This window comes from Escherichia sp. 20412-1, assembly GCF_003027595.1.
Taxonomy (GTDB): domain Bacteria; phylum Pseudomonadota; class Gammaproteobacteria; order Enterobacterales; family Enterobacteriaceae; genus Escherichia; species Escherichia marmotae.
In genome coordinates this window covers 1-24817 of sequence record NZ_PYQM01000049.1, presented here as the reverse complement: position 1 = coordinate 24817, position 24817 = coordinate 1, and the positions used below count along the sequence as shown (strand labels likewise).

The following is a 24817-nucleotide window of genomic DNA, read 5'->3' as shown; positions in this document are numbered from 1 at the left end:
CGTCTGCGTTTCTCCGGTCCTAAGACATCAATCATCTGTTCTCCAATGACTAGTCTAAAAACTAGTATTAAGACTATCACTTATTTAAGTGATATTGGTTGTCTGGAGATTCTGGGGGCTAGTCTAGGGATGTAACAACCTCACAGCATGAGTTTACGAACCAAAGGATAATAATGGCTAGGAAACTAAGCATTAGCATGATAATAGCCACCTGAAAATTACCGGTTTCTATGAAATAGCAATTATGCGGAAAAACAGAGTTGACTAATAATGTTATGTGTGAGATGGCTGACAGAAGCAATATTAAATTTTTATGATGATTTGCTTGTTACAGAAGATATCACATGATATATAGATAAGAATAGTTATATTGATCATGAGGTTTATTATTGGATTTCGTCTTGCGCTGATAAATATATTAATGAACATAGCATACAAGAGCATATAGCGTTTGTATGGCAAAGTTATTATAAGTAACTATCGCCACTCCATTTTAGTTCATTCAAAAGAGCTGATCCACTTGCGTTAGTCATTACACAAACGTTCGCTTTTATAAACATAATCAGGGCTAAATGTTGGGCTGATAATAACCCAGTACAGCTAGTGCGTGTCTGCAATTATAAGGGAAAACGATGAAGAATAAGGCTGATAACAAAAAAAGGAACTTCCTGACCCACAGTGAAATCGAGTTACTCCTTAAAGCAGCAAATACCGGGCCTCATGCTGCACGTAATTATTGTCTGACTTTACTTTGTTTTATTCATGGCTTCCGGGCGAGTGAAATTTGTCGATTGAGAATTTCAGATATTGATCTTAAGGCAAAGTGTATATATATCCATCGATTAAAAAAAGGCTTTTCAACGACACACCCGCTCTTAAACAAAGAAGTTCAGGCTTTAAAAAACTGGTTGAGTATGCGTACTTCTTATCCACATGCTGAGAGCGAGTGGGTGTTTTTGTCACGCAAGGGGAATCCTCTTTCTCGTCAACAGTTTTATCAAATCATCTCTACTTCAGGTGATAATGCTGGATTATCACTAGAGATTCATCCTCACATGTTACGTCATTCATGTGGTTTTGCTTTGGCGAATATGGGAGTAGATACACGGCTTATCCAGGATTATCTTGGCCATCGTAATATTCGTCATACTGTCTGGTATACCGCCAGTAATGCAGGGCGTTTTTACGGTATCTGGGATAGCCCCAGAGGTCGGCAACGCCATGCTGTTTTATAAAAACGGATGAGATACCATGGATGGTGTTAAAAACTACATTATTCTTACGATGTATCAATAATAATTAACCATTTATTAATTGATGTTATTGTAAGTATAATCATTAATTATCAGAATAAACATTGGTTTAACCACAGCCATACAAACCACAATGGTTTTATTTTTTTAAAATAAACAAACAAAATCATTCATAAATTTACACATCACCTAAGTTCTTACCTCATTGTGTTTTTTTCTTTATTTTTTAAGCAACTGGAAGTTAATTCTGTTTACTCTATTGTTATATTGAATTAAATCAATGAAAATAGATTTTGTCACATCAGTGATATTTTATTTTTGTATGATATTTAATGTGAACGTCTGATAATCGCTCAATGTCGTGTGTGATTATCTTTTTATCTATTGGGCTAATTTTAACCGATTGAGGTTTTCCTATAGGTATTCATTCAAATATAACCCAGTTCAGGAGTACTACTATTGTGAGTAAACGTCGCTATCTTACCGGTAAAGAAGTTCAGGCAATGATGCAAGCGGTTTGCTATGGGGCAACGGGAGCCAGAGATTATTGTCTTATTCTGTTGGCATATCGGCACGGGATGCGTATTAGTGAGCTACTTGATCTTCATTATCAGGATCTTGATCTCAATGAAGGCCGGATAAATATTCGTCGGCTGAAGAACGGATTTTCTACTGTCCATCCACTACGTTTCGACGAGCGTGAGGCTGTAGAACGCTGGACCCTTGAACGTTCTAACTGGAAAGGTGCTGACCAGACCGATGCCATATTTATTTCTCGTCGTGGAAGCCGACTTTCTCGCCAGCAGGCCTATCGCATCATTCGTGATGCGGGTGTTGAAGCTGGAACCGTGACGCAGACTCACCCTCATATGTTAAGACATGCTTGCGGTTATGAACTGGCCGAGCGCGGTGCAGATACTCGTTTAATTCAGGATTATCTGGGGCATCGAAATATTCGCCATACTGTGCGTTATACCGCCAGTAATGCCGCACGTTTTGCCGGATTATGGGAAAGAAATAATCTAATAAATGAAAATTTAAAAAGAGAAGAGGCTTAATGTAACCTATTGATAAAAAAAATAAAAAATTAGATTAATACAAGACAATTGGGGCCAAACTGTCCATATCATAAAAAAGTTTTGTGTTTTTTCTCAAGCATAAAAATATAAAAAATCGACGAAAACCAGCTAACCATTTGATATGTAAATTATTTCTCTTGTAAATTAATTTCACATTGCCTCCGCGTTACGTAAAGATAGCGTTTCTGACTCTCGAAGCAACTTCCTCATTCTTCTCTTCAAAAACCACCTCAGACAGCATAAAAATCTATAAAATCAATTAAATAAAGTTCATTAATCCAACAAATAAACTAAATAAGTAAGCGAGCGATGCTTTCCTCTATGAGTCAAAATGGCCCCAAATGTTTCATTTTTTGGGGGAAAACTGTGCAGTGTTGGCAGTCAAACTATCTATCTGAACAAAGTGTACAGAACGACTGCCCATGTCGATTTATACGTAGATTTAAAAAGGAAAGCAGTATGAAAATTAAAACTCTGGCAATTGTTGTTCTGTCGGCGCTGTCCCTCAGTTCTACAGCGGCTTTGGCCGATACTACTCCCACGACGGTAAATGGTGGGACCGTTCACTTTAAAGGGGAAATCGTTAATGCTGCTTGTGCGGTTGATGCTGGTTCTGTTGATCAAACCGTTCAGTTGGGCCAGGTTCGTACTGCTACTCTGAAGCAGGCTGGAGCAACCAGCTCTGCTGTCGGTTTTAACATTCAACTGAATGATTGCGATACTGCTGTTGCAAGCACAGCCGCTGTTGCCTTCTTGGGCACAGCGATTGATAGCACTAATCCTAAAGTACTGGCTCTGCAGAGTTCTGCTGCAGGTAGCGCAACAAACGTTGGTGTGCAGATCCTTGACAGAACAGGCAATGCGCTGACGTTGGACGGTGCGACATTTAGCGCACAAACAACCCTGAATAATGGCACCAACACCATTCCGTTCCAGGCGCGTTATTATGCAATCGGCGAGGCAACCCCGGGTGCTGCTAATGCGGATGCAACCTTCAAGGTTCAGTATCAATAATCCACTCAGGTTTTAGGGAAATAATTATGGGCAAGGATGCCCGCCCCCTGCGCGATAAAAATAACGATGAAAAGGACGAAATTATTTCTAGTAGCGTCGTTACTGCCGATGTTTGCACTGGCCGGAAATAAATGGAACACCACGTTGCCCGGTGGAAATATGCAATTTCAGGGCGTCATTATTGCGGAAGCTTGCCGGATTGAAGCTGGTGATAAACAAATGACGGTCAATATGGGGCAAATCAGTAGTAACCGGTTTCATGCGGTAGGGGAAGATAGCGCCCCGGTGCCGTTTGTTATTCATTTACGGGAATGTAGCACGGTGGTGAGTGAACGTGTGGGCGTGGCGTTTCACGGTGTCGCTGATGGCAAAAATCCGGATGTGCTTTCTGTGGGTGAGGGGCCGGGAATTGCAACCAATGTTGGTATTGCCTTGTTTGATGACGAGGGAAACCTCGTACCGATTAATCGTCCACCAATACACTGGAAACGGCTTTACTCAGGCGCGACTTCGCTACATTTCATTGCTAAATATCGCGCAACAGGGCGTTGGGTTACTGGCGGCATGGCTAATGCTCAGGCCTGGTTCTCCTTAACCTATCAGTAATTGTTCAGCAGATATTGTGATAACAGGAACAGGACAGTGAGTAATAAAAACGTCAATGTAAGAAAATCGCAGGAAATAACATTCTGCTTACTGGCAGGTATCCTGATGATCGTAACAATGATGCTTGCCGGACGCGCTGAAGCGGGAGTGGCATTAGGTGCGACTCGCGTAATTTATCCGGCAGGGCAGAAACAAGTTCAACTTGCCGTGACAAATAATGATGAAAATAGCACTTATTTAATTCAATCATGGGTAGAAAATGCTGATGGTGTAAAGGATGGTCGTTTTATTGTGACGCCACCTCTGTTTGCGATGAAGGGAAAAAAAGAGAATACCCTGCGTATTCTTGATGCCACAAATAATCAATTGCCGCAGGATCGGGAAAGTTTGTTCTGGATGAATGTAAAAGCGATTCCGTCAATGGATAAATCAAAATTGAACGAGAATACGTTACAGCTCGCGATAATCAGCCGCATTAAACTCTATTACCGCCCGGCTAAATTAGCGTTGCCACCCGATCAGGCCGCAGAAAAATTAAGATTCCGTCGCGGCACAAATTCTCTGACGCTGATTAACCCGACACCCTATTACCTGACGGTAACAGAGCTTAATGCCGGAACTCGGATTCTTGATAATGCATTGGTGCCTCCAATGGGCGAAAGCACGGTTAAATTGCCTTCTGATGCCGGAAGCAGCATAACTTATCGAACAATAAATGATTATGGTGCACTTACCCCAAAAATGAAGGGCGTAATGGAATAACGCAGGGGGAATTTTTCGCCTGAATAAAAAGAATTGACTGCCGGGTGATTTTAAACCGGAGGAATAATGTCATATCTGAATTTAAGATTTTACCAGCGAAACACGCAATGCTTGCATAATCGTAAGCCTTGTCTGGCTGGTTTTTTTATCCGGCTCTCTGTTGCCTGTGCATTTGCTGCACAGGCACCTTTTTCATCTGCCGAACTCTATTTTAACCCGCGCTTTTTAGCGGATGATCCTCAGGCTGTTGCCGATTTATCGAGTTTTGAAAATGGACAAGAATTACCGCCGGGAACGTATCGTGTCGATATCTATATGAATAATGGTTATATGGCAACACGAGATGTCACGTTTAATACGGGGGAGAGTGAACAAGGGATTGTCCCTTGTCTGACACGCGCACAACTCGCCAGCATGGGGCTGAATACGGCCTCTGTTTCCGGTATGAATCTGCTGGCGGCTGATGCCTGCGTACCATTAACTTCGATGATCAATGAAGCCACTGCGCATTTAGATGTTGGCCTGCAGCGGCTTAACCTCACGATCCCGCAGGCATTTATGAATCAGCGTGCGCGTGGCTATATTCCACCAGAGTTGTGGGATTCAGGTATTAATGCCGGATTACTCAATTATAACTTCAGTGGAAATAGTGTGCAGAATCGGATTGGGGGTAACAGCCATTATGCATATTTAAACCTGCAGAGTGGATTAAATATTGGTGCGTGGCGTTTACGCGACAATACTACCTGGAGTTATAACAGTAGCGGCAGTTCATCAGGTAGCAAAAATAAATGGCAACATATCAATACCTGGCTTGAGCGAGACATAATTCCGTTACGTTCTCGCCTGACGTTGGGCGATGGTTATACCCAGGGCGATATTTTCGATGGTATTAACTTTCGCGGCGCACAGTTGGCCTCAGATGACAATATGTTACCCGATAGCCAGAGAGGATTTGCCCCGGTGATCCACGGTATTGCACGTGGTACTGCACAAGTATCTATTAAACAGAACGGGTATGACATTTATAATAGTACGGTGCCACCGGGGCCTTTTACTATTAATGATCTCTATGCCGCAGGTAATAGTGGTGACTTGCAGGTAACGATTAAAGAGGCCGACGGCAGCACACAGATCTTTACCGTACCCTATTCGTCAGTACCGCTCCTGCAGCGTGAGGGACATACACGTTATTCCATTACGGCTGGAGAGTACCGCAGTGGTAATGCGCAACAGGAAAACCCCCGCTTTTTCCAGAGTACGTTACTCCACGGCCTCCCGGCTGGCTGGACAATATACGGCGGTACTCAACTGGCGGATCGTTATCGTGCTTTTAATTTCGGTGTCGGGAAAAACATGGGGACATTGGGGGCTCTGTCCGTGGATATGACGCAGGCTAATGCCACACTTCCCGATGAAAGTCAGCATGACGGACAATCAGTGCGTTTTCTTTATAACAAATCGCTCAATGAGTCAGGCACGAATATTCAGTTAGTGGGTTACCGCTATTCGACCAGCGGATATTTCAATTTCGCTGATACAACATACCGCCGAATGAATGGCTACAACATTGAAACGCAGGATGGTGTTATTCAGGTTAAGCCGAAATTCACCGACTATTACAACCTCGCTTATAACAAACGCGGAAAATTACAACTTACTGTCACTCAGCAAGTTGGGCGCACATCAACACTTTATTTGAGTGGTAGCCATCAGACTTATTGGGGAACGAGTAATGTCGATGAGCAATTCCAGGCCGGATTAAATACCGCATTCGAGGATATCAACTGGACGCTCAGCTATAGCCTGACGAAAAACGCCTGGCAAAAAGGACGAGATCAGATGTTGGCTCTTAACGTCAATATTCCTTTCAGCCACTGGCTGCGTTCTGACAGTAAATCTCAGTGGCGACATGCCAGTGCCAGCTACAGCATGTCACACGATCTCAATGGTCGGATGACCAACCTGGCCGGTGTATACGGTACGTTGCTGGAAGACAACAACCTAAGCTACAGCGTACAAACCGGATATGCCGGAGGTGGCGATGGGAATAGCGGAAGTACAGGCTACGCAGCGCTGAATTATCGCGGCGGTTATGGCAATGCCAACATAGGTTACAGCCATAGCGATGATATTAAGCAGGTCTATTACGGAGTCAGCGGTGGGGTATTGGCCCATGCCAATGGCGTAACGCTGGGGCAGCCGTTAAACGATACGGTTGTGCTGATTAAAGCGCCTGGAGCAAAAGATGTAAAAGTCGAAAACCAGACAGGTGTTCGTACCGACTGGCGCGGTTATGCCGTGCTGCCTTATGCCACTGAATATCGGGAAAATAGAGTGGCACTGGATACCAATACCCTGGCTGATAACGTCGATTTAGATAACGCGGTCGCTAACGTTGTTCCCACCCGTGGGGCAATCGTGCGAGCAGAGTTTAAAGCGCGCGTTGGGATAAAACTGCTCATGACGCTGACCCACAATAATAAGCCGCTGCCGTTTGGTGCGATGGTCACATCAGAGAGTAGCCAGAGTAGCGGCATTGTTGCGGATAATGGCCAGGTTTACCTCAGCGGGATGCCTTTAGCGGGAAAAGTTCAGGTGAAATGGGGAGAAGGGGAGAATGCTCACTGTGTCGCAGATTACAAACTGCCACCTGAGAGTCAGCAGCAGTTATTAACCCAGCTATCAGTTGAATGTCGTTAAGGGGGCGTGATGAAAAGCAAACCTTTTTATCTTCTGTGCGCTTTTTTGTGGCTGGTTGTCAGTCACGCTTTGGCTGCGGATAGCACGATTACTATCCGCGGCTATGTCAGGGATAACGGCTGTAGTGTGGCAGTTGAATCAACCAATTTTACCGTTGATTTGCTGGAAAATGCGGCGAAGCAATTTAACAACATTGGGGCGACGACTCCGGTCGTTCCTTTTCGTATTTTGCTGTCACCCTGTGGTAATGCCGTCTCTGCTGTAAAGATCGGATTTACCGGTGTTGCAGATAGCCATAATTCCAACCTGCTTGCACTTGAAAAGACTGTGTCAGCGGCTGCGGGACTGGGAATACAACTTCTGAATGAGCAACAAAATCAGATACCACTTAATGCCCCATCGTCCGCGATTTCGTGGACGACCCTGACGCCGGGTAAACCAAATACGCTGAATTTTTACGCCCGGCTAATGGCGACACAGGTGCCTGTCACTGCGGGGCATATCAATGCCACGGCAACCTTCACTCTTGAATATCAGTAACTGGAGATGCTCATGAAATGGCGCAAACGTGGGTATTTATTGGCAGCAATGTTGGCGCTCGCAAGCGCGACGGTACGGGCAGCCGATGTCACCATTACGGTGAATGGTAAGGTCGTCGCCAAACCGTGCACAGTATCCACCACCAATGCCACGGTTGATCTCGGCGATCTTTATTCTTTCAGCCTGATGTCTGCCGGAGCGGCATCGTCCTGGCATGATGTTGCGCTTGAGTTGACGAATTGTCCGGTGGGAACGTCCAGAGTCACCGCCAGTTTCAGCGGGGCGGCTGACAGCACCGGATATTATAAAAACCAGGGAACCGCGCAAAACATCCAGTTAGAGCTACAGGATGACAACGGCAACACATTGAACACCGGTGCAACCAAAACTGTTCAGGTGGATGATTCCTCTCAATCTGCGCACTTTCCGTTGCAGGTCAGAGCATTGACGGTAAATGGTGGTGCCACCCAGGGAACCATTCAGGCAGTGATTAGCATCACCTATACCTACAGCTAACCCGAAGAGATGATTGTAATGAAACGCGTTATTACCTTGTTTGCTGTACTGCTGATGGGCTGGTCGGTAAATGCCTGGTCATTCGCCTGTAAAACCGCTAATGGTACGGCTATCCCTATTGGCGGCGGCAGCGCCAATGTCTATGTTAACCTTGCGCCCGCAGTGAATGTGGGGCAAAACCTGGTTGTGGATCTTTCGACGCAGATCTTTTGCCATAACGATTACCCGGAAACCATTACAGACTATGTAACACTGCAACGAGGTTCAGCTTATGGCGGCGTGTTATCTAATTTTTCCGGAACCGTAAAATATAATGGCAGTAGCTATCCTTTTCCTACCACCAGCGAAACGCCACGCGTTGTTTATAATTCGAGAACGGATAAGCCCTGGCCAGTGGCGCTTTATCTGACGCCTGTCAGCAGTGCGGGCGGAGTGGCGATTAAGGCTGGTTCATTAATAGCCGTGCTCATTTTGCGCCAGACCAACAACTATAACGGCGATGATTTCCAGTTTGTCTGGAATATTTATGCCAATAACGATGTGGTGGTGCCTACCGGTGGTTGTGATGTTTCTGCGCGAGATGTCACCGTCACTCTGCCGGACTACCCCGGCTCGGTGCCGATTCCTCTTACTGTTTATTGTGCGAAAAGCCAAAACCTGGGGTATTACCTTTCAGGTACAACCGCAGATGCGGACAACTCGATTTTCACCAACACGGCGTCGTTTTCGCCAGCACAGGGCGTCGGCGTGCAGTTGACGCGCAACGGTACGATTATTCCAGCGAATAGCACTGTGTCATTAGGGGCAGTAGGGACTTCAGCGGTAAGTCTTGGGTTAACGGCAAATTACGCACGTACTGGAGGGCAGGTGACTGCAGGTAATGTGCAGTCAATTATTGGTGTGACTTTTGTTTATCAATAAAGAAATCACAGGGGTTGCCAATGCGAGTACGCAATATTTGCCTGATGGCTATCAGGCTTACAAAACCTGTATGTTAGCTTTTTGTAGGCCAGATAAGACGCGCCAGCGCCGCATCTGGCATAAACAAGGCGCACGTTGCCAACCATCCGAACTGAGCCTGCCAATGGCAGGCTCTGATATTCCTTTACGCCACCATACTGATAATCAACACAATAATCAGCCCAACCACGGAGTTGACCAGCTCCAGCAGACCCCAGGTTTTCAGGGTGTCTTTTACTGACAGATCAAAATAACCTTTGAACAGCCAGAAAGAGGCATCGTTAATGTGGGTGAGGGTGTTGGAACCCGCGGCAGTTGCCAGAACCAGCAGCGCCGGATTTACACCAACCAATTGACCGGTTGCCGGATCAAGAATTGCGGCACTGATAATCCCGGCGGCGGTCATCGCTGAAACGACACCCTGACCAGTCGCCAGACGAATCAGCACGGTGATCAGCCACGCCATGATGTATGGAGAAATGTTGCCGTGCGACATCAGCATGCCGATGGTGTCACCAATGCCTGTGTCGATAATGGTTTGCTTCAGCACGCCGCCTGCACCGATGATCAGAATCACCATCGCAATACTTTTTACCGCGCTTTCAAAGGCGTTCATCACCCACTGCATGTCGTGGCCGCGTGCGGTGCCAAAGAGTACGAACGCAACCACCATCGCGATAAACATCGCAATTGGGGAGGAACCAATAAAGTTAACCACTTCCCATGCCGGTGTGTCTTTTACTAACCAAATATTAGCGATGGTGGTGGAGATCATAATGATCGCCGGGATCAACGGCACAAGAATGGAAATGCCGAAAGAGGGCAGGTTATTCATATCTACCGGTTGATCCGCTTTCAGGAATGACGGCGTTGGGCGCTCAAGATTACCGAGAAACTTCGGCAGGATCAGCCCCGCACAGATAACGCTGGGAATAGTCACCAGCACGCCATAGATGTAAACCATCCCCATATCTGCGCCGTAAGCATTGACCAGCGCCACCGGACCCGGCTGCGGTGGGAACAGTGAATGTGCGGTGGTTGCAGCCGCTACTGCCGGGATAGCCAGTTTCAGGAAGGGAATTTTAGCTTCGGCGGCAATCACGATCACCAGCGGTGCCAGCATGATAAAGGCCACTTCATAGAACATCGCCAGACCGAAAATCAGGCCGATGATGATCACCGATATCTGAACATAGCGCAGGCCGAGACGCGCCAGCAGCGTGTGCGCTATCTGGTGAGCCGCACCAGAGTCAACCATCAGCTTACCGATGACCGCACCGAACACCACGATGATCGCCAGTTCCCCCAGCGTGTTGCCAAAGCCCGCTTTCATGGTGTGCAGCAGCGACATCAGATCCATACCCGCCAGCATCCCAACGGACAACGCTGCCACCAGCAAAGCCACCATCGAGTTGATCTTGAACTTCAAATTCAGTACCAGCATCAGGCCGATGCCGAATACCACCCAAAGAATGTTAAGCACATGCATAACGTTTTACCTTACCTGGTTGAACCATTGCTATTTTGGGCGACATGTTATGCAAATTGGTCAACCATTGTTGCGATGAATATCACATCCCCCGATCAATAACCGCTGAATACCCTTTGCTGTAATTTGCATCAACCTGTGTGAGAGTGGATTTCTTGTGATGTGGTTAACCAATTTTAGAATTCGGGTTGACATGTCTTACCAAAAGGTAGAACTTATACGCCATCTCATCCGATGCAACGCCACGGCTGCGGTCTGGTTGTTCATCCGGATACCTAAACAACTCCGGGGTTCCGCGTCTCTTCGCTGTGGAACCCGCTATGTGAAAGAGGAAATATCATGGAACAGACCTGGCGCTGGTACGGCCCTAACGATCCGGTTTCTTTAGCAGATGTCCGTCAGGCGGGCGCAACTGGCGTGGTTACCGCGCTGCACCATATCCCGAACGGCGAAGTATGGTCCGTTGAAGAAATCCTCAAACGCAAGGCTATCATTGAAGACGCGGGCCTGGTGTGGTCTGTCGTGGAAAGCGTGCCAATTCACGAAGATATCAAAACTCACACTGGCAACTATGAGCAGTGGATTGCTAACTATCAGCAGACCCTGCGCAACCTGGCGCAGTGCGGCATTCGCACCGTGTGCTACAACTTCATGCCGGTTCTCGACTGGACCCGTACTGACCTCGAATATGTGCTACCGGATGGCTCCAAAGCACTGCGCTTCGACCAGATCGAATTTGCTGCATTCGAAATGCACATCCTGAAACGTCTAGGCGCAGAAGCGGATTACACCGAAGAAGAAATTGCTCAGGCAGCAGAACGCTTCGCCACCATGAGCGATGAAGACAAAGCGCGTCTGACTCGTAACATCATTGCGGGTCTGCCGGGCGCGGAAGAAGGCTACACCCTCGATCAGTTCCGTAAGCACCTGGAACTGTACAAAGATATCGACAAAGCCAAACTGCGCGAAAACTTTGCTGTCTTCCTGAAGGCGATCATTCCGGTTGCGGAAGAAGTTGGCGTGCGCATGGCTGTTCACCCGGACGATCCGCCGCGCCCGATCCTCGGCCTGCCGCGCATCGTTTCCACCATTGAAGATATGCAGTGGATGGTTGACACCGTAAACAGCATGGCGAACGGTTTCACCATGTGTACCGGTTCTTACGGCGTGCGTGCTGACAACGATCTGGTTGATATGATCAAGCAGTTTGGTCCACGTATTTACTTCACCCATCTGCGTTCCACCATGCGTGAAGAAAACCCGAAAACCTTCCACGAAGCGGCGCACCTGAACGGTGACGTTGATATGTACGAAGTGGTGAAAGCGATCGTTGAAGAAGAGCACCGTCGTAAAGCGGAAGGCAAAGAAGACCTGATCCCGATGCGTCCGGACCACGGTCACCAGATGCTGGACGACCTGAAGAAGAAAACCAACCCTGGTTACTCCGCTATTGGTCGTCTGAAAGGCCTGGCCGAAGTTCGCGGTGTCGAACTGGCGATCCAACGCGCTTTCTTTAGCCGTTAATACTCACCGGCATGGCTTCGCGCCGTGCCGGTTCCTTCTTCCTTGCCGTCACTCTCTGAAGACGGATTCTGGAGTTTACGATGACTACTATTGTTGACAGCAATCTGCCGGTTGCCCGCCCGTCATGGGATCATTCTCGTCTGGAATCACGCATTGTGCATCTCGGTTGCGGGGCGTTCCACCGCGCGCACCAGGCGCTGTATACCCACCATTTGCTGGAAAGCACCGACAGCGACTGGGGGATCTGCGAAGTTAACCTGATGCCAGGTAACGACCGCGTGCTGATCGAAAACCTGAAAAAACAGCAACTGTTGTATACCGTGGCGGAAAAAGGCGCAGAAAGCACCGAGCTGAAAATTATCGGTTCGATGAAAGAAGCGCTGCACCCAGAAATCGACGGTTGCGAAGGCATTCTGAACGCGATGGCGCGTCCGCAGACGGCAATTGTTTCCCTGACGGTCACGGAAAAAGGCTACTGTGCCGACGCGGCAAGCGGTCAGTTGGATCTCAATAACCCGCTGATTAAACACGATCTGGAAAACCCGACCGCGCCGAAGTCTGCGATTGGTTACATCGTAGAAGCCCTGCGTCTGCGTCGTGAAAAAGGGCTGAAAGCTTTTACGGTGATGTCTTGCGACAACGTGCGTGAAAACGGTCATGTGGCGAAAGTCGCAGTACTGGGACTGGCTCAGGCTCGTGATCCGCAACTGGCGGCATGGATTGAAGAGAACGTGACTTTCCCGTGCACAATGGTTGACCGCATTGTTCCGGCGGCTACTCCTGAAACATTGCAGGAAATTGCTGACCAGTTGGGCGTTTACGATCCGTGTGCCATTGCCTGCGAGCCGTTCCGTCAGTGGGTGATTGAAGATAACTTCGTCAATGGTCGCCCGGACTGGGATAAAGTCGGCGCACAGTTCGTTGCGGACGTTGTTCCGTTCGAAATGATGAAACTGCGTATGCTTAACGGCAGTCACTCTTTCCTGGCGTACCTCGGTTACCTCGGTGGTTATGAAACCATCGCTGATACCATGACCAACGCGGATTATCGCAAAGCGGCCTTTGCTCTGATGATGCAGGAACAAGCGCCGACGCTGTCGATGCCCGAAGGTACAGACCTGAACGCGTATGCGACGCTGCTGATCGAGCGTTTCAGCAACCCGTCTCTGCGTCATCGCACCTGGCAGATTGCGATGGACGGCAGCCAGAAGTTGCCGCAGCGTCTGCTGGATCCGGTTCGCTTGCATTTGCAAAACGGCGGTAGCTGGCGTCATCTGGCACTCGGTGTCGCGGGCTGGATGCGTTACACCCAAGGGATTGATGAGCAAGGCAACGCTATCGACGTGGTCGACCCGATGCTGGCGGAGTTCCAGAAGATCAACGCGCAATATCAGGGGGCGGAACGTGTGAAAGCTCTGCTGGGTCTGAGCGGTATTTTTGCCGATGATCTGCCGCAGAACGCGGACTTTGTTGGCGCGGTGACGACTGCATATCAGCAACTGTGCGAACGTGGTGCGCGTGAGTGCGTGGCTGCTCTGTAACTGACTGATTACCCTACAGACTGACTGGTCAATCAAATTTATATTTGGTTGACCAGTTTCCGTTTTTTTGCCCACCTGTACGTGCCAACTTCCAGTGCAAATGGTATAGTTTGAGATTAACGGGTGCCGTAAAATTGCCCGTTGTAGGCCGGATAAGGCGTTCACGCCGCATCCGGCAAAAATTTGATTAACCGCACCTAACGGACACAACACCATGAAATCTGCCACCTCTGCGCAAAGACCTTACCAGGAAGTCGGGGCAATGATCCGCGATCTGATCATTAAGACGCCGTACAATCCTGGCGAACGGCTGCCGCCGGAGCGTGAGATCGCAGAAATGCTCGACGTCACGCGTACTGTGGTACGTGAAGCATTGATCATGCTGGAGATCAAAGGGCTGGTAGAAGTACGCCGTGGTGCCGGTATCTATGTTCTTGACAGTTCCACCAGTAAGAGTGCGGACAGCGCAGATGTTAACGCCTGCAACGACGCTGGTCCTTTTGAGCTGTTACAGGCGCGCCAGTTGCTGGAGAGCAACATAGCCGAGTTTGCCGCCTTGCAGGCAACACGGGAAGACATTGTGAAAATGCGCCAGGCATTGCAGCTTGAAGAACGCGAACTGGCTTCCAGTGCGCCGGGCAGCAGCGAAAGCGGTGACATGCAGTTTCACCTCGCCATTGCCGAAGCAACCCATAACAGTATGCTGGTGGAGTTGTTCCGTCAGTCCTGGCAGTGGCGGGAAAACAATCCGATGTGGATCCAGTTGCACAGCCATCTGGATGACAGCTTATACCGCAAAGAGTGGCTGGGCGATCACAAACAGATCCTCGCGGCGTTAATCAAAAAAGACGCCCGTGCGGCGAAGCTGGCAATGTGGCAGCATCTGGAAAATGTGAAACAGCGTTTGCTGGAATTTTCCAACGTCGATGATATCTATTTTGATGGTTATCTCTTTGACTCCTGGCCATTGGATAAAGTTGACGCCTGAACCCTTATTTCTGGTGCAAAGTTGAGCTGCTTTGCACCGGGTCTTGTAGCCATGTAATAACATATATTATTAATAATAAACTATGAGTAATTTAATAATTACTTATTACATATCTTTTATAAATATTATATCTCTATTTAAATCTGAGTAATCATTCGGAATAATCAAAATATATTGATTTGTTTCTATCTGATTTAGTGATTTTTATCAAATTATATCTTTTTAAATAAAAAGTAAGTGGATCTTCATTTCTGTTCAGGGTCTTATACTTCGCGGGCAAGAATTAGGCCTGTATCAGTCACGGACGTAATGAGCAAAAAGGAATGACTATGGAAAATGAGCATCAACTCAGTGGTATCCTGCCGTCAGGGCAAGATATCGATGCCGCTAAACGTCAGGAGTGCGCAAAATGATGCGCCAATTACTTCAGACCGTATTACCTGAAAAAACAGGAAGCAATACATCATTGCTGCGTGATTCCGTATGCCAGGATCTCTTTCAACTTTTTAATTCTCCTCATTCACCGCTACCAACATTACTTGTTTCTGGCATGCCTGAGTGGCAAGGGCATAATAAGTGCGACAAACGTCTCCAGAGTTGGTATTGCCGCCAGTTGCGTTCCGCTCTTTTATTTCATGAACCACGTATTGCAGCATTGCAGGTGAGTCTGAAAGAAGTATATTGCCACGATCTGGCAATCAGTCTGGAGATGATGCTGTACCACGACGATGAACCGCTAACATTGGAATTGATCTGGCAGCATGGCGGTTGGTGCAGTGCGATGTTGGGGAAAGTCAGCTAAATACAATCTCCTGCGTTTTACTCAGTCAGCCACCCGTGCGGGCATTCTACGTCTATTCGGGCGGCTGACAACCGCTTATGCAGTTTCAAACGTTCCTTTCACACACGCCTTGCCGTCTTTGACCATCAGTTTGCCGCGAGCGTATACCTGCGCAATGCGCAGCTTCGGTGTCAATACCAGCAAATCCGCGTCATTACCTGGCAGGATTTCACCTTTCCCGGTCAGGTTAAGGAAACCGGCTACGCTACTGGTGAGCGGGCGCAGGGCATCGCTGATACTGAAACCGTAGTCTTTAACCAGCACCTGTACGGTTTCCAGCAACGTCTCAAAACCCGCAACGCCGATATGGGTTAAATTCCCTTCGTCGTCGAAGAAGGGTTGGCTGCCGTTGCCGTCAGAGCTAAGGGTGACGCGTGCCAGCGGAATACCCGCCTGAACGGCGCGGGCAATACCTTCGGCAGGGGCGACCGGTTCGTCAATGCTGCTGGTAATGTCGATGGTGCCACCCTGGCGCGCGAACTCCAGCGCCTGCTCAAACAAAGGCACGTTGCGGTTAACATGCGTCGGCAGCAACTTACTGATTGGCACATCGCAGTTTTCCAGGAGGTCATAGATGGGCTGTAACGCCTTTTTGCTGTCGCCCATGTGGAACACGGTGACGCCAGGCTTACCGCCGAGCAAGCCACCAACGCGGGATTCTGCTGCCATATTGGCCAGATGGTAAACATCCGGCGCGGCGGAGCGGTGATCAGAGATGGCACATTTCACGCCAATCACGCGATCGATAATCGCCACATCCTTTTCCACAGAACCCGTAATGGTGCGGGAAGGTACATGATAAGCACCGGTCAGCATCCAGGCGCTGATGCCTTCTTCATTGAGTGCTCGGGTCTTGGCGAGTAGGGATTCCGGATGGCGAGAGATAGAGTCAGTGCCCAGCAGGCCAACTACCGACGTGACGCCCGCTTCCGTCAGGCGGCTTAATGCTACTTCCGGCGTGCGTGTTGTGGGGCCAGCTTCACCGCCGCCGCCAATCAAATGGACGTGTTGATCAATAAAACCCGGACAGAGGATCTGCCCGCTGAGATCGACAACCGTGCAGTCCGGTACGATGTCAGAAGGGATATTGCTGGCAACGGCGATAATCTTGCCGTTAGCGATTAACACATCGCAAATACCCCGATCCTCCGGCGCATACAAATGCGCTCCCTGCAACAGGGTAAAACCGGCTGCGGAATAATCAATCATGGTAACTCCTTGTTAAACAATAAGCTGCATAACCCAAATCGACAGCAATGCGTTAATCACGCAGACCGTAATGATATGCGGGTAATATTTGGCATTCACTTCGGCTGTCTCCAGGCAGCGACCGACATTTTGCACCGGGTTGCCCATTAAATACATCGCGAGCAGTAAAACGGTGACATCATGATCGGTTAATGCGCTCGCGGTCGCCTGGCTGGCAGCAACGCCGACCGCGTCGTCCATACTCATCAACGTGGCTAAAAGACAGTTGCCGCTTCACCGGGCATCCCCACAACGTTTTTGTGACCGTGTGTTGCTACGTGTTTTTTGCAGAGTGGAAAAATAGGATTGAGTTGCAGAAAATTCATAAACACAGTGACAATAACGATGAGTAAGTAAAGGCAGAAAATACAAGGATGAATGCAAAATGGCAAAGTACAGTGAAAAAGATCTGGCGGATACGAGTAAGTTTTTAAGTTTTGTCCTCCGACATAAACCAGAGGCGATTGGCATCGTGCTGGATCGTGAAGGGTGGGCGAATATCGATAAGCTCATACTCTGTGCACAAAAAGCGGGCAAGCGGTTAACGCGTGCATTACTGGATTCCGTGGTCGCCACCAGTGATAAGAAGCGCTTTAGTTATTCCAGTGATGGTAGGTGTATTCGTGCTGTTCAGGGGCATTCGACTTCGCAGGTCGCTATTGCCTTCACCGAAAAAACACCGCCACAATTTCTCTACCACGGTACGGCAAGTCGTTTCCTTGAGGCGATAAAAAGTCAGGGATTAATTGCAGGGGAGCGTCACTATGTGCATCTCTCTGCTGATGAAGCGACAGCTCGCAAAGTAGGAGAAAGACACGGAACGCCGGTTATCTTAACCGTCAAAGCACAGGAAATGGCGAAACGAGGAATACCTTTCTGGCAAGCGGAAAACGGGGTCTGGCTGACATCAACTGTTGCGGTTGAGTTTCTTGACTGGCAAGGGAAACAGCCCTTATGAAGTCACCACTTGCAGCTTAAACAATTGCACTGTGCAGATCAGCGCCGCAATAAACAACGCCGCTGCGCCACAGAGAGTGGCACTGGCGAGAGCCGATGTTCCGTTGCCGAGCAAACTGGTCAGCGCCGGGCCAAGAATTTGCCCAATGCCGTAAATAAGCGTCACAAAGCCTAACAGGTTGAGGTTTCCCGGCACACTAAGCTGGCGGGCGATGGTCATCACCAGCGAGGTGGTGCCCATAAAGGTGCCGCCAAACCCAATACTACTGATGATGAGTAATAAAGGCGAACTGCTGGCGAGGGTTAACAGTACGCAGATCGCCTGCACCAGTAAGTTCGCTGTCAGGCAAGGTAACGCTCCCCAGCGTTTTGCCGCCCACAGCCAGCTAAAGCAACCCGGGACAATCGACAAGCCAACCAGCGTCCAGAGATGGGCGGTTAACAATGGCGAGCCTGCATCTTTCGCCATCAGCGGCAGGTAAGTGGCGACGATGATATAACCAAAACCTGCCAGACCATACAGAATCGCCAGCAACCACCAACTCATCATCTGTTGATCGTTTTTTGCCAACGGCGCAGGCGCGATGAGGTGTTTTTTCGACGGGATCAATAGTGCCAGAACAATCAATATAATGGCAGAAAGCGCTCCGGCTCCTTGCCACAATGTTTGCGAGGAGAGGGTAAAATGCAGTCCCGCCAGCACATATTCATTGCCCAGCGCGATACCGACGCCAACGCCAGAAAACAGCGCCGCAAGCACAAAGGGATGGCGGGTATGTTGCATAATCAGCGTCGAGCCGAATATCAGCATTCCGGCGCTGGCGACGCCCGCCAGAAAGCGAATCAACAACACCAGAACAAAAGTCGGCAACCATGCCATCGCGAGGATCAATAATCCGGTTGCCAGGGCGCAAGCCAATAAAAACGGGCGCAGACGCGACGGCAGATGAAACGCGCCGAATGAAAACAGCATGCTGCCTGCCAGATACCCTGCGTAGTTGCCGCTGGCAATCCACGACAGTTCGCTAAATGAAAACGTTCCTTCCGCCAGCATGACAGGTAGCATTGGCGTATACAGAAAGCGGCCTAACCCCATCCCTAAGGTCAGAACCAGCATCCCAAAAAACGCGGTGCTGAAAGAGAAGCGTTCTACGGGATGCAATGAAGGGGACATGTTTTACCTTATTTGTATTTTTTTGTTGTTAACAAGTTAATAACAAAAAAGGAAAACATGCCAGCCTGTTAATGTGATGATGTAGGGGTAAAGCGATAAAAAAGATTGGGTTCGCCAACGATATAGATATTGCCAGTGGCGTCCATCGCTATCCCTTCGGCCTGTTTGATGTTATGTGACAAACCCCGGCTACCTTTGGTAAGCGACATCTCACCGATGACCTCGCCTGTTTGGGTGACTTCCTGGAGTGCGCGAGACTCATGAGACAGCACCAGAAGTGTATTTTTTTGTGGGTTAAATTCCGCGCCAGACACGTCGTCTAAAGTAAATTGCCGTTGTAATGATTTATCCTTGCTAATGTGCAACTCGTCACTACGTAATAGTCCGGTAACTTTATAGATCTCAATCGGGTTTTTCTCTTTAAAAAACCAAAAAGTGTGGTCCTGGCGAGAATAAGCCAGTCCTTCAAAACCACTATTGGTCGGCGTTTCCTGCAGCGGGATTTTTATTTTTTTGAGGATTTTCACCTCTGAGTTTTCATTAAGAGAAATGACATAAATGGCATAATCGCGCTCATCGCTAATGACAAACTGATTATCGCCAATGTATTCGATCGTCTCGAGATCTTTTACAAAATCCAGAGGAATAGTGCGGATCAAGTCGCCATTGGTGGTCATTTCAACAATTGCCGCGGGCTTGTTGATAGTACTAAACAGGGTATTGCTCTGTGCCGACCAGGTCAGCGAGGAGATATTATTCGTTACACCTTCAATTTCTTTGCCGTCAATGGTGGCGTGGTAATTCTGAAATGATGTCGCATGATTGCTTTTACGGGCGCAAGATTGCACAAAGAAAAAACTCACGACTACGATGGCAAAAAGAATAGCAATACCCGTGATGCGTTTATGTAACGAAAAACTTTTTGTCATGGCATTCCCTTTAAGGCAAATCAATAAGATATCGAGAAGTATACGTAGCGATCTTAATGAATCCTTAACGCGGAGTTGAATCGTAATCTGCAATACACAGCCAGCTCCCATCCTGCTGATAATAAATTGACTCTGTTTGACCTGGGATAACCCATTGTGTTTCCTCACCAGCAGGACACCTCAACCAGATGCATAGCCCACAGCCTCCACGTAACTCACGGGGAATATCCGAGACGCGAAAAGCCATGCCCGCTGCTTGCAGCGCCTTGCGCGTTTGCACGACGCCGACCGTTGAATGAAATAAAAATAAGAATTCCGTCATGCCCGTTTTCTCTGCCGCTGACCAATCACCGCTGCGCCAATTGCGCCAGCGAATTGTGCATCAGGATGGGTATGTACTGGCATTCCCAGGTGAGTTTCCAGCATCCGGGAAAAGACCTGGCAATGGCTGACACCGCCAGTAAACAGAATCGGCGCTTCACAGGAGAGACGAGCAATGAAATTGGCGCTGCGGCGCGCCATAGCGTTAATCACTCCGGCGAGAATCGCTTCCGGCGCTACCCCGGCAGAACGCAGACTGATCACTTCTGATTCGGCAAACACCGTACACATACTGCTGATGGCGTGCGGTGGCACATTTTCGGTAATACAGTCGAGTTCCTCGATGCTGGTGCCCAGCGTACGCGAAATCACTTCCAGAAAACGTCCGGTTCCTGCCGCACATTTGTCATTCATCAGGAAGTCACACAGATTACCGTCACCATCAAGTTGAATCACTTTGCTGTCCTGGCCGCCGATGTCGATCACCGCGCGCGTTGCTGGCGCAAGAAACCGCGCTCCCAGCCCGTGGCAGGAGATTTCCGTCACCTGTTTATCGGCAAAATCCACCAGTTGCCGCCCGTAACCGGTGAGCGTCAGAAACGGCGTTGTCTCTAACCCTTCGCGCAGAGTTTCCCAGGCTTCTGTAATTGCTATTGCCGGGCGAAATGGCGTTGGAACGAGGAAACGGCGCATAATCACGCCGTCTGCCAGTAAGATCCCTTTGGTGGCGGTAGAACCGGAATCAATGCCTATCGAATACCTCACAGCCACCTCTTACAGCATCTCAATAAAGGCCGCGACGCGGGTACTGAGCTGCCCGATATCCGAAGTGGAGTAGTCCGTTTCAATGGCGATATGAGGAATGTTGTGCTGCTGGCGCACGTGACGTTTAATCGCCAACGATTCCACCGCGTAGGTATGGCACGCCTGCAAAATCACGTCTACCACGCCATCGACCTGATACTCCTCCACCATCTGGCTGAGCATTTTCAGACGTTGATCATTCGGAGAAACACAGGAGCAGCCAATCGCCAGATACTTGTCGGCCAGCGCATCATAGACATCGCCCGTTTCCGCCACACATTGCTCAGTCGCTTTTGCCCCCGTGCAGTTTTCATAACCGACCACCCAGCCGCCGTTCTCTTCAATCGCGCGCACCACTTTCTCTGCTGCGCCGCCAATTGGGCAGCCGGTAATTAAAATGCGTGGACGCGGCTCCAGCCGCTGACCTTCTTCCCATTGCTGACGAACGCGGGCGGTCATTGTATCCAGTTCATTGATCAATGCGTCTTTATCGAAACGGAAGGTTGCGCCGTAAACGACTTTCAGAATGTCGCTGCCGCTAAGCGCGGGGGGATTTAACTGCCCCAGATGATAGAAGTTCGCCAGTGCACGGCGTTCGCGATTTTTCAGTGTAATGGCATCGCGCAACGCGTCTTCTGTGATCTCTTGCCCGAAACGTTCTTCCACTACCTTTTGCAAGCGCAGCATTTCAGCTTTCCACAACGCGCGCGAAGCCTCGTCCTGCACACTGTTCGGCAGTTGCATCACATGCACGGGTTTAAACTCCGCCATGTACTCGTACATTTTCTTTTTGCCGTCGCAGGTAGTTTCACCGACCACCAGATCAGAAAAGTAAAAGTAAGGGCATTTATCAGTTTTGCCGAAGCCATAGCTACTTTTAATCAGCGGACAGAGGTTGCGCGGCAGATCTTTCTCCGCTTCTTCAATGGTTTCATCAGAGGTGGAACAGAGCGAGACAACAACCGCCCCGGCGGCCATTGGGATCTCCTGCGGCATAAACGTGCAGTAGGTGCCAACCAGCGGAATGCCGCGCTCTTTGAGATCCATGACGGTGAGAAAGCCTTTTTGGCGAGCTTCGGAGAACTGATCGAAAATGGCGGGTAGATCGGTGACAAGTGACATGATTTTCCTTCCCCGTAACACGGGAGATGATGAAAAGAGGTCACATTATTACCATGTTTTTAGTGTGGTTTATTTGATCTCTCTCGCGGTTAGCCTCTTAGCGTATTTTCATTGATCTCTAAAAATTGCCGATGGATAACAAGGTCGGGATTTGCGATAAAAGATACAGTATCAACCCGATACAACCCCCAACCAGCGTGCCGTTAACGCGGATAAACTGGAGATCTTTGCCGATATTTAACTCGATTTGCCGTGACATATCGCGCGCATCCCAGCTTTTTACCGTGTCAGTAATGTGTCGCGTCAGGAATGCCGAAAACCCAGGCGCGACGCGGTGCGCGGCCTGTTCGAGATGACCATTTAACGACGCCCGCAAGGCGTCATCGGCAATTAACGTCTCGCCAAACCACTGACCTGCCCGCGCGATACGCTCCTTCACGCGAGAGTCTTCGCTGTTGATATCCGCTTTCAGCCACTGCCGTAAATCCCCCCACAATTCACTGAGATAGCGGTTAAAGGCTTCATCTTCTTTCAGATACGCTTTGATATTGTCGGCGCGCGCCGCCATTTCGGGATCGTTTTTTAGCTTATCGATCAACGCAAAGGTGGCGCGATCAAACGCATGGCGGATCTGATGAGCGCGATCGCGGCTGATATCATCAAGCAAAGAATTCACGGCGTCAGAAACCAACTCTGCGCTATGTTCACCCAGCCATTCGGTAGGCAAAATTTTGGCTTTTAGCGGGTGTTCACTCTCCAGCCAGCGGACAATCTGCTGGGCGATAAACTTGCGCGATTTATCACGCTGGAGCAGGGCAATCAACTGTGCGATCAGCGTATCGAGCAGCACCTGATGACGATCGTTTTTGGTCATGCTCTCCAGCATCAATGCACTGGTGCCGGAAAGATCCACTTTATCAATCGCCCGATGCACCGCGCGCTTAAGCAGACGCTGAATACGTGCATCATCGGTCAGTTCGAGAAAACCACTCATGATCTGCAACAGATGCTGACCGACACGGCGGGCGTTTTCCGGCTGGCTAAACCAGTTGCCAATCAATAATGCCGGTTCATGACGACGAATCAGCGCGACCAGCGATTGGGTATCAAGAAATTTTTCCTGCACGAACTGGCCGAGGTTTTCGCCAATCCGGTCTTTATTTCGCGGAATAATCGCCGTATGGCGAGAAATAATCGGAATCGGCACGCGGCGAAACAACGCCACCACCGCAAACCAGTCTGCCAGCGCGCCGACCATTGCCGCCTCTGCGATAGCCTTAACACCACTCACCCAAAAATTGGCGGGTAGAAAAAGCGTAACAACAAAGGTCGCAGCAGCGACGAGCAGCAAAGAGAGCGCCAGCATTTTGGCGCGTCGGAGTTCAATGATTTTATTCATATCGTAAGGATAGAGCCTGGCGGTAGATTCACGCAAAAATCGAGATGCCTTCCAGAAAAATGTATCGCTTGCAGGAGAACCAAAATAGCCTGGAAAGCGCCTCGGGGAATGGGAAATTACCGGGTGAGAGTCGGTTTATTAATCGCTAAAGTCAGGCCATCTCTTTTATAGGTGATGGCTCGCCATGACAAACTTCACGACCAGCACGCCGCATGACGCATTATTTAAATCCTTTCTCTCCCACCCTGACACCGCGCGGGATTTTATGGAGATCCACTTACCCAAAGATTTACGTGAACTGTGCGATCTCGACACCTTAAAACTGGAATCAGCCCGCTTTGTCGATGAAAAATTGCGGGCGCTACACTCCGATATTCTGTGGTCGGTAAAGACCCGCGAAGGTGATGGCTATATCTATGTGGTGATTGAACATCAGAGCCGCGAGGATATTCATATGGCCTTTCGTCTGATGCGATATTCCATGGCGGTGATGCAGCGCCATATAGAGCATGATAAACGCCAACCATTACATTTTACTGACTGGTGATGAAGCGCGTTTTAAGAAGTTTATCAGCGAACTTACCCGTCGAATGCCACAACAAAGGGAGCGAATAATGACGATTGCAGAGCGAATTCATCATGATGGATGGCTGTTGGGGAGGGAGAAAGGGAAAGAAGAAGGGGAACAGCGCCTCCTCCGATTGTTGTTGCAGAATGGGGCAGATCCTGAATGGATACAAAAAATCACCGGACTTTCGGCAGATCAAATGCAGGCATTAGAGCAGCCCTTGCCTGAAAGCAAGCGCGATCCATGGATCGAGTACTAATCAGAGACTGATGGCATACGAAAAACTGCCTGATGCGCTACGCTTATCAGACTTACATTTTATCTGCAATCTATTGAAGTTACGATATTTGTAGATGTGAAGTGGTCAACAAAAACTGGCCACCGAGTTAGAGTTTTTCCAGTATCGATTTTCCGATTCGTTTGGGGGTAATCCACCGTTATATTCGTGCGGTCTTAGTGCGCTGTAATATCCAACGATA

23 protein-coding genes and 2 pseudogenes are annotated in these 24817 nt (G+C 48.9%); 16 read left to right on the top strand and 9 right to left on the bottom strand.

Features of this window, described 5'->3' with window-relative positions; genetic code table 11:
• The first annotated feature begins 632 nt into the window (after positions 1-632).
• The 9 genes from fimB (at position 633) to fimH (ending at position 9394) form a co-directional block, all read left to right on the top strand.
• Positions 633-1235: a type 1 fimbria switch DNA invertase FimB gene (gene fimB / locus C7B16_RS21310; RefSeq protein WP_000790567.1), complete on the top strand. Its 603-nt coding sequence runs from the start codon at positions 633-635 to the stop codon at positions 1233-1235.
• 479 nt (positions 1236-1714) lie between these two features.
• The gene (gene fimE / locus C7B16_RS21305; RefSeq protein WP_000044701.1) at positions 1715-2311 is read left to right on the top strand and encodes a type 1 fimbria switch DNA invertase FimE; all 597 of its coding nucleotides are present in this window, start codon (positions 1715-1717) and stop codon (positions 2309-2311) included.
• A 480-nt stretch (positions 2312-2791) separates the two neighbouring features.
• Entirely contained in the window at positions 2792-3346 is a 555-nt protein-coding gene (gene fimA, locus C7B16_RS21295) for a type 1 fimbrial major subunit FimA (protein WP_085448609.1), read from the top strand.
• 66 nt (positions 3347-3412) lie between these two features.
• Entirely contained in the window at positions 3413-3952 is a 540-nt protein-coding gene (locus tag C7B16_RS21290; RefSeq protein WP_000831509.1) for a fimbrial protein, read from the top strand.
• 36 nt (positions 3953-3988) lie between these two features.
• Positions 3989-4714 carry a type 1 fimbria chaperone FimC gene (gene fimC / locus C7B16_RS21285; protein WP_000066584.1) on the top strand — a complete coding sequence of 242 codons (726 nt, stop codon included), beginning with the start codon at positions 3989-3991 and terminating at the stop codon, positions 4712-4714.
• 66 nt (positions 4715-4780) lie between these two features.
• Positions 4781-7417 (top strand): fimbrial usher FimD, encoded by a 2637-nt coding sequence (gene fimD / locus C7B16_RS21280; protein WP_000120906.1) that lies wholly within the window; start codon positions 4781-4783, stop codon positions 7415-7417.
• Positions 7418-7426: 9 nt separating this feature from the next.
• Positions 7427-7957, top strand: a complete 531-nt coding sequence (gene fimF, locus C7B16_RS21275; protein ID WP_000837649.1) for a type 1 fimbria minor subunit FimF — start codon at positions 7427-7429, stop codon at positions 7955-7957.
• Between the two features lie 12 nt (positions 7958-7969).
• Positions 7970-8473 carry a type 1 fimbria minor subunit FimG gene (gene fimG / locus C7B16_RS21270; RefSeq protein ID WP_000872022.1) on the top strand — a complete coding sequence of 168 codons (504 nt, stop codon included), beginning with the start codon at positions 7970-7972 and terminating at the stop codon, positions 8471-8473.
• 18 nt (positions 8474-8491) lie between these two features.
• The gene (fimH, locus tag C7B16_RS21265) at positions 8492-9394 is read left to right on the top strand and encodes a type 1 fimbria D-mannose specific adhesin FimH (protein ID WP_010378345.1); all 903 of its coding nucleotides are present in this window, start codon (positions 8492-8494) and stop codon (positions 9392-9394) included.
• Between the two features lie 184 nt (positions 9395-9578).
• On the opposite strand, the gene gntP is transcribed toward fimH, so the two are convergent.
• The gene (gntP, locus tag C7B16_RS21260; protein ID WP_000558241.1) at positions 9579-10922 is read right to left on the bottom strand and encodes a gluconate permease GntP; all 1344 of its coding nucleotides are present in this window, start codon (positions 10920-10922) and stop codon (positions 9579-9581) included.
• 339 nt (positions 10923-11261) lie between these two features.
• Here gntP and uxuA point away from each other — a divergent pair, with 339 nt between their 5' ends.
• From uxuA to iraD, 4 genes are all read left to right on the top strand, one after another.
• Positions 11262-12446, top strand: coding sequence for a mannonate dehydratase (gene uxuA / locus C7B16_RS21250; protein ID WP_107180101.1), 1185 nt, complete (start codon positions 11262-11264; stop codon positions 12444-12446).
• An 80-nt stretch (positions 12447-12526) separates the two neighbouring features.
• Positions 12527-13987, top strand: coding sequence for a fructuronate reductase (locus C7B16_RS21245; RefSeq protein WP_001517677.1), 1461 nt, complete (start codon positions 12527-12529; stop codon positions 13985-13987).
• 214 nt (positions 13988-14201) lie between these two features.
• Positions 14202-14975, top strand: a complete 774-nt coding sequence (uxuR, locus tag C7B16_RS21240) for a Uxu operon transcriptional regulator (RefSeq protein ID WP_000833695.1) — start codon at positions 14202-14204, stop codon at positions 14973-14975.
• Positions 14976-15384: 409 nt separating this feature from the next.
• On the top strand, positions 15385-15777 hold the full coding sequence (gene iraD, locus C7B16_RS21235; RefSeq protein WP_001517680.1) for an anti-adapter protein IraD: 393 nt from the start codon (positions 15385-15387) through the stop codon (positions 15775-15777).
• Positions 15778-15852: 75 nt separating this feature from the next.
• Here iraD and iadA read toward each other — a convergent pair whose 3' ends face one another.
• Together iadA and C7B16_RS21225 are read right to left on the bottom strand one after the other, a co-directional pair.
• Positions 15853-17025, bottom strand: a complete 1173-nt coding sequence (gene iadA / locus C7B16_RS21230) for a beta-aspartyl-peptidase (RefSeq protein ID WP_016249540.1) — start codon at positions 17023-17025, stop codon at positions 15853-15855.
• A gap of 12 nt (positions 17026-17037) precedes the next feature.
• Positions 17038-17312, bottom strand: a pseudogene (locus C7B16_RS21225) (hypothetical protein); the annotation flags it as partial.
• A 137-nt stretch (positions 17313-17449) separates the two neighbouring features.
• Here C7B16_RS21225 and kptA point away from each other — a divergent pair.
• Positions 17450-18022: an RNA 2'-phosphotransferase gene (gene kptA, locus C7B16_RS21220; protein WP_016249541.1), complete on the top strand. Its 573-nt coding sequence runs from the start codon at positions 17450-17452 to the stop codon at positions 18020-18022.
• Here the strand turns inward: kptA and C7B16_RS21215 are convergent.
• The 6 genes from C7B16_RS21215 to C7B16_RS21190 form a co-directional block, all read right to left on the bottom strand.
• Positions 18017-19195 carry an MFS transporter gene (locus C7B16_RS21215; protein ID WP_105281558.1) on the bottom strand — a complete coding sequence of 393 codons (1179 nt, stop codon included), beginning with the start codon at positions 19193-19195 and terminating at the stop codon, positions 18017-18019. The genes kptA and C7B16_RS21215 overlap by 6 nt on opposite strands.
• Before the next feature lie 68 nt (positions 19196-19263).
• Positions 19264-20124, bottom strand: coding sequence for an SdiA-regulated domain-containing protein (locus C7B16_RS21210; protein ID WP_001517684.1), 861 nt, complete (start codon positions 20122-20124; stop codon positions 19264-19266).
• Positions 20125-20188: 64 nt separating this feature from the next.
• A complete protein-coding gene (locus C7B16_RS21205) occupies positions 20189-20446 on the bottom strand; it encodes a DUF3343 domain-containing protein (protein ID WP_001517685.1) in 258 nt (85 codons plus the stop codon).
• Positions 20443-21210 (bottom strand): putative 2-hydroxyacyl-CoA dehydratase activator YjiL, encoded by a 768-nt coding sequence (gene yjiL / locus C7B16_RS21200; protein ID WP_001517686.1) that lies wholly within the window; start codon positions 21208-21210, stop codon positions 20443-20445. The genes C7B16_RS21205 and yjiL overlap by 4 nt, the downstream gene beginning before the upstream one ends.
• Positions 21211-21219: 9 nt before the next feature.
• Positions 21220-22371 (bottom strand): double-cubane-cluster-containing anaerobic reductase, encoded by a 1152-nt coding sequence (locus tag C7B16_RS21195; RefSeq protein WP_107180100.1) that lies wholly within the window; start codon positions 22369-22371, stop codon positions 21220-21222.
• 118 nt (positions 22372-22489) lie between these two features.
• Positions 22490-23770 carry a DUF445 domain-containing protein gene (locus tag C7B16_RS21190; RefSeq protein ID WP_107180099.1) on the bottom strand — a complete coding sequence of 427 codons (1281 nt, stop codon included), beginning with the start codon at positions 23768-23770 and terminating at the stop codon, positions 22490-22492.
• Between the two features lie 184 nt (positions 23771-23954).
• On the opposite strand from C7B16_RS21190, the pseudogene C7B16_RS25845 reads away from it, so the two are divergent.
• Together C7B16_RS25845 and C7B16_RS25840 are read left to right on the top strand one after the other, a co-directional pair.
• Positions 23955-24299: pseudogene (locus tag C7B16_RS25845) on the top strand (Rpn family recombination-promoting nuclease/putative transposase); the annotation flags it as partial.
• 85 nt (positions 24300-24384) lie between these two features.
• Positions 24385-24597, top strand: a complete 213-nt coding sequence (locus tag C7B16_RS25840) for a hypothetical protein (RefSeq protein WP_375122104.1) — start codon at positions 24385-24387, stop codon at positions 24595-24597.
• Positions 24598-24817: the final 220 nt, after the last annotated feature.

Coding starts and splice junctions, on each gene's coding strand:
- fimB (WP_000790567.1), top strand. CDS start 633: ATGAAGAATAAGGCTGATAACAAAAAAAGGAACTTCCTGACCCACAGT.
- fimA (WP_085448609.1), top strand. CDS start 2,792: ATGAAAATTAAAACTCTGGCAATTGTTGTTCTGTCGGCGCTGTCCCTC.
- C7B16_RS21290 (WP_000831509.1), top strand. CDS start 3,413: ATGAAAAGGACGAAATTATTTCTAGTAGCGTCGTTACTGCCGATGTTT.
- fimD (WP_000120906.1), top strand. CDS start 4,781: ATGTCATATCTGAATTTAAGATTTTACCAGCGAAACACGCAATGCTTG.
- fimF (WP_000837649.1), top strand. CDS start 7,427: ATGAAAAGCAAACCTTTTTATCTTCTGTGCGCTTTTTTGTGGCTGGTT.
- fimG (WP_000872022.1), top strand. CDS start 7,970: ATGAAATGGCGCAAACGTGGGTATTTATTGGCAGCAATGTTGGCGCTC.
- fimH (WP_010378345.1), top strand. CDS start 8,492: ATGAAACGCGTTATTACCTTGTTTGCTGTACTGCTGATGGGCTGGTCG.
- gntP (WP_000558241.1), bottom strand. CDS start 10,922: ATGCATGTGCTTAACATTCTTTGGGTGGTATTCGGCATCGGCCTGATG.
- uxuA (WP_107180101.1), top strand. CDS start 11,262: ATGGAACAGACCTGGCGCTGGTACGGCCCTAACGATCCGGTTTCTTTA.
- C7B16_RS21245 (WP_001517677.1), top strand. CDS start 12,527: ATGACTACTATTGTTGACAGCAATCTGCCGGTTGCCCGCCCGTCATGG.
- uxuR (WP_000833695.1), top strand. CDS start 14,202: ATGAAATCTGCCACCTCTGCGCAAAGACCTTACCAGGAAGTCGGGGCA.
- iraD (WP_001517680.1), top strand. CDS start 15,385: ATGATGCGCCAATTACTTCAGACCGTATTACCTGAAAAAACAGGAAGC.
- iadA (WP_016249540.1), bottom strand. CDS start 17,025: ATGATTGATTATTCCGCAGCCGGTTTTACCCTGTTGCAGGGAGCGCAT.
- kptA (WP_016249541.1), top strand. CDS start 17,450: ATGGCAAAGTACAGTGAAAAAGATCTGGCGGATACGAGTAAGTTTTTA.
- C7B16_RS21215 (WP_105281558.1), bottom strand. CDS start 19,195: ATGTCCCCTTCATTGCATCCCGTAGAACGCTTCTCTTTCAGCACCGCG.
- C7B16_RS21210 (WP_001517684.1), bottom strand. CDS start 20,124: ATGACAAAAAGTTTTTCGTTACATAAACGCATCACGGGTATTGCTATT.
- C7B16_RS21205 (WP_001517685.1), bottom strand. CDS start 20,446: ATGACGGAATTCTTATTTTTATTTCATTCAACGGTCGGCGTCGTGCAA.
- C7B16_RS21195 (WP_107180100.1), bottom strand. CDS start 22,371: ATGTCACTTGTCACCGATCTACCCGCCATTTTCGATCAGTTCTCCGAA.
- C7B16_RS21190 (WP_107180099.1), bottom strand. CDS start 23,770: ATGAATAAAATCATTGAACTCCGACGCGCCAAAATGCTGGCGCTCTCT.
- C7B16_RS25840 (WP_375122104.1), top strand. CDS start 24,385: ATGACGATTGCAGAGCGAATTCATCATGATGGATGGCTGTTGGGGAGG.